Genomic DNA, 4,156 nt, shown 5'->3' with positions numbered 1-4,156 from the left:
GAGCTGGAGGCCCTGGTGCAGGCCGCGGGGCTGAAGGTCACCTCCGCCGAGTCCGTCGGCTGGGGCACCGTGGTGCGTACCCTGGGGCGCGCGTAAGAGCATAGTTGGCCGGGGCCCGGCGGGGTTCCGCCCAGGAATCTCCACCCCATGAAAGTTGTCCACGGGCTCCTGGGGCTATGCATCTTCGCCCCGGATCGGCAGCCGTTGCATCAGCTACTGTCACCCAAAACCTCCAGCACAGGAGAGGTAGAGAAACAGTGGAGAGCAGGTACGATGTGGACCATGAAGAAAAAGACCCGCAGCAGCAACCGCCGGGCGTTCCTGACCGGAGTCGGGAGCCTTCTCGACCTCCAGGGCGAGACGACATACCGCCGCATGCAGGAGATGATGCCGGCACCGAAGAAGACGTCGGTCAACCAGATCTTCGTCCGCGCGGGCAACAGGCTTTCCCTCGAGAACAAGGACATCTTCTAGCCCAGATCACCGCGTATCTGCAGGAGAACCACGTGCATCTGCCGCAACCCCATCCCAGACAACCACCGGTTGGCTGAGATGAAGCGAGAGGCCCCCGAGGTGTACGAAGCCTACGTAGAGAGCATTATGGTCGAGAATCGTGCGGCAGAAACCGAGCACATCTACCCGTTCACTCAGCCACCGAGAATCGTCTTCCGTGGCCAGGTACTTGGGCTTATCGCCGTAGGGATGGTCCTGGTTCTCGCCGGATACCTGGCTTTTCTCGGTCATCCGGAGTGGGCTGCAGGAGTCGCAGTCGCGGATCTCGTCGCACTGGCCGGCGTCTTCATCAGAGGCGGAGGCCGGTAGCCTGAGGCGTCCCGCCGCACGATGTCGAACTGCCCGGACCACCCTGGCCGGTGAACCCGCTACTTCTTCTTCCGGCGGTCCCGCTTCTCGCGGACACGCACCGCGATGCGCACCGGCGAGCCCTCGAAACCGAAGGACTCACGCAGCCGCCGCTCCAGGAACCGGCGGTAGCCGTGCTCCAGGAACCCGGTGGTGAACAGCACGATCACCGGCGGCTTCGAGGCCGCCTGGGTGGCGAAGAGGACGCGCGGCAGGCGTCCGCCACGCATCGGCGGCGGGGTCTGCGCGATCACCGCGCGCTACCAGGTGTTCAGCTGGCCGGTCGGGATGCGCTGGTCCCAGCTCTCCAGGGCCTCGATCATCGCCGGCTCCAGCCGCTGCAGCGCACGCCCGGTCTTCGCCGAGATGTTCACCCGGCGTGCCCACGGCACGTGCGCGAGCTGCTGGTCGATCTCGCGCTCCAGGTCCTCACGCCGGTCCTCGTCGACGAGGTCCCACTTGTTGTAGGCGACGACGAGCGCACGACCCGAGTCCAGGATCATCCGCAGGACGCGCTGGTCCTGTTCGGCGATCGGCTCCGAGGCGTCCACCAGGAAGATGACGACCTCGGCCGAGTCGATGGCGGCACGGGTGCGCAGCGAGGCGTAGAACTCGTGGCCGCGGGCGGTCTTCGTCTTCTTGCGGATACCGGCGGTGTCCACGAAGCGCCATATCTGCTGGTCGAGCTCCACCACCGAATCGACCGGGTCGACGGTCGTGCCGGCGACATTGTCGACCACGGAGCGGTCCTCACCGGTGATCTTGTTCAACAACGAGGACTTGCCCACGTTCGGGCGTCCGACCAACGCCACGCGCCGCGGACCGGCGACGATGGACGTCTCCCGCGGTTCTGCCGGGAAGGACGCCAGCACCTTGTCGAGCACATCGGCGGCGCCACGACCGTGCTGGGCGGAGACCGGGTACGGGTCGCCCAGCCCCAGCGACCAGAACTCGGCCATGTCGCCGTACTGGGAGTCGGAGTCGAACTTGTTGGCCACCAGCACCACCGGGATCTCAGAGCGCTGCAGGCGCCGGGCGATGATCTCGTCGGTGGCGGTGATGCCGACCTTGGTGTCGACCACGAAGACGATGACGTCGGCGGTGGCCATGGCGGTCTCCGCCTGGCGGGCGATCGCGCCGTGGATGCCCTTGGCGTCCGGGTCCCAGCCGCCGGTGTCCTGCACCCAGAAGCGGCGTCCGCCCCAGTCACCGATGTAGGAGATCCGGTCACGGGTCACACCGGGGAAGTCCTCGACGACAGCCTCGCGACGACCGATGAAGCGGTTGACCAGGGTGGACTTGCCGACGTTCGGTCGACCGACGATGGCAACGGTACACAGCGCCTCGCGCTCGGCCTCGTCATCACCGAGGACGCCGAACGCGGCCTCCACTGCCTCCCAGTCAGTGTCCTCACCTGCGCCGGTGAGCAGGTCGAAGTCCTCGGCGTCCATCCGCGCGTCGGCATCGTCGTAGCCGCCGGTGACGATGAACTCAGTCTCATCCCCGTCGGAGAAGTCGTCCTCGTCGAACTCCTCGAAGAACTCGGTCTCGTCGGAGAACTCCTCAATCGGTCCGACCTGCTCAGCGGTCTCCGTCGGCTCATCGGCGATCGCACCGTCAGCGGTGCGGAAGACCAGTTCTTCTCCGTCAGTTGTCGGGTTGGTGTTCTCGTCACTCATCGGTTGCTCCCTGCGGTCGTTAAATCTGCGGGGGTCGCAGCTGAGGCGACAGCCAGACCCGCCAGGGCATCGAGTACCCCGTCAATGTCCAGTTCCCCGGTATCGAGAATGGTGGCGTCCTCGGCGGGACGCAGCGGAGACACCGTCCGCGAGGAGTCCGCGGCGTCGCGGCGCTCCACGTCGGCGAGCACGGCGTCGAAGTCGACGGTGCGTCCGGCGGCGGTGTCCTGGTCGTAGCGGCGCTGTGCCCGGATCCGAGCACTGGCGGTCATGAAGACCTTGCAGGCGGCGTCCGGCAGCACGGCGGTGCCGATGTCACGGCCCTCCACCACACAGCGTCCGGTCTGCAGCGCCAGCGCACGCTGCAGGGCGACGAGGTTGGCACGCACCGCGGGCACCGCGGAGACCGCGGAGACGTTGGCGGTGACCTCGGCGCCACGGATCTCGGCGGAGACGTCTTCCCCGCCGAGCAACACCTCGGTGGAAGCGGGGTCCTCGTTGACCTGCAGCGGAAGGTCTGCTGTGGCTGCGGCCACCGCCACAGCATCGGTCGGGTCAACACCGGCACGCAGCACGTGCAGCGTGGCGACGCGGTACATCGCACCGGTGTCGAGGTACTTCGCGTCCGCGGCGGTGGCCAGCAGGCGGCACACGGTCGACTTGCCGGTGCCGGAGGGGCCGTCGACCGCGATGATCAACCCACCGCCGACGACGTTGTCGAGGCTCTTGAGGGATTCCAGGGTACTCAGGTCGGTCATCACAGTCCCACCGCGTTGTAGAGGCTCGTCAGTTCGGAGCGGTTGAGGGCGCGCAGTGTACCGGGCTTCTGTTCGCCCAGCTGCACGGTATGCACCTTGGTGCGCACCAGCGCCTGGACCGGGAACCCCGCCTCCTTGAGCATACGACGCACGATATGCTTGCGTCCCTCATGGATCACGACCTTGATCAGGGATTTCCCCTGCCACACGTCGATGATCTGCACCTCGTCGGCGACGACGATCCCGTCGTCGAGCTCGATGCCGTCGAGGAGCTGCCGCACCAGCTGCCGGTCGACCTCACCGAGCACGGTGGCGAGGTAGGTCTTCTTGATGCCGTAGCGCGGGTGCATCAGCCGGTTGGCCAGCTCGCCGTCATTGGTGAGCAGCAGCAGACCCTCGGTCTGCGCGTCGAGACGCCCCACGTGAAAGAGACGCTGACCGGCGGCGACCCGCTCACCGACGAGGTCGGAGAGGCACGGCCGGCCGAACTCGTCGTGCATGGTGGAGTGGATACCGCGCGGCTTGTTCAGCGCGAAGGTGACGATCTCCTCGTCAGCGATGACGCGGACTCCGTCGACACGGATGACGTCATTCTCCGGGTCGACGCGCATCCCCTGTTCGGTGACGATCTTCCCGTTGACCTCCACACGACCGGCATCGATGAGCTTCTCACTCATCCGCCGGGACGCCACACCGGCGGCCGCGAGAACCTTCTGCAGTCGGGTCTTCTCGGCGTCGGACTTCGACGCCCTCTTGATCCGGTTCCCCTGGGCTCCGGCTTTCTTCGGGGGTTTACGGTCTGCCACATGCTGGTGGCGGGCGGGGCGGGCGTTGGAGACGAAACTCTCCGCGTCCCTG

At 66.7% G+C, this 4,156-nt stretch carries 4 protein-coding genes and 1 pseudogene; 2 read left to right on the top strand and 3 right to left on the bottom strand.

Features of this window, described 5'->3' with window-relative positions; all coding sequences use genetic code 11:
- Nucleotides 1-282 precede the first annotated feature (282 nt).
- Together QZV72_RS06535 and QZV72_RS06530 are read left to right on the top strand one after the other, a co-directional pair.
- On the top strand, nucleotides 283-474 hold the full coding sequence (locus tag QZV72_RS06535) for a hypothetical protein (RefSeq protein WP_297006468.1): 192 nt from the start codon (nucleotides 283-285) through the stop codon (nucleotides 472-474).
- 69 nt (nucleotides 475-543) lie between these two features.
- Nucleotides 544-822, top strand: a complete 279-nt coding sequence (locus QZV72_RS06530) for a hypothetical protein (RefSeq protein ID WP_297006466.1) — start codon at nucleotides 544-546, stop codon at nucleotides 820-822.
- A gap of 59 nt (nucleotides 823-881) precedes the next feature.
- Here the strand turns inward: QZV72_RS06530 and der are convergent.
- The 3 genes and pseudogenes from der to QZV72_RS06515 all read right to left on the bottom strand — a co-directional run.
- A pseudogene (der, locus tag QZV72_RS06525) lies at nucleotides 882-2,312 on the bottom strand (ribosome biogenesis GTPase Der).
- 224 nt (nucleotides 2,313-2,536) lie between these two features.
- A complete protein-coding gene (gene cmk, locus QZV72_RS06520; protein WP_297006464.1) occupies nucleotides 2,537-3,298 on the bottom strand; it encodes a (d)CMP kinase in 762 nt (253 codons plus the stop codon).
- The coding region (locus tag QZV72_RS06515; protein ID WP_297006462.1) for a pseudouridine synthase at nucleotides 3,298-4,156 on the bottom strand (859 nt) is incomplete at its 5' end. The genes cmk and QZV72_RS06515, both read right to left, overlap by 1 nt.

It is taken from the genome of uncultured Corynebacterium sp. (assembly GCF_902782855.1).
In the GTDB taxonomy this organism is placed as follows: domain Bacteria; phylum Actinomycetota; class Actinomycetes; order Mycobacteriales; family Mycobacteriaceae; genus Corynebacterium.
The sequence above is the reverse complement of the archived record's forward strand: the minus strand, read 5'-3'. Positions and strand labels throughout refer to the sequence as shown.

Bases quoted from the DNA above. Each gene is read 5' to 3' on its own strand.
- cmk (WP_297006464.1), bottom strand. From the start codon at position 3,298: ATGACCGACCTGAGTACCCTGGAATCCCTCAAGAGCCTCGACAACGTC.
- QZV72_RS06535 (WP_297006468.1), top strand. From the start codon at position 283: ATGAAGAAAAAGACCCGCAGCAGCAACCGCCGGGCGTTCCTGACCGGA.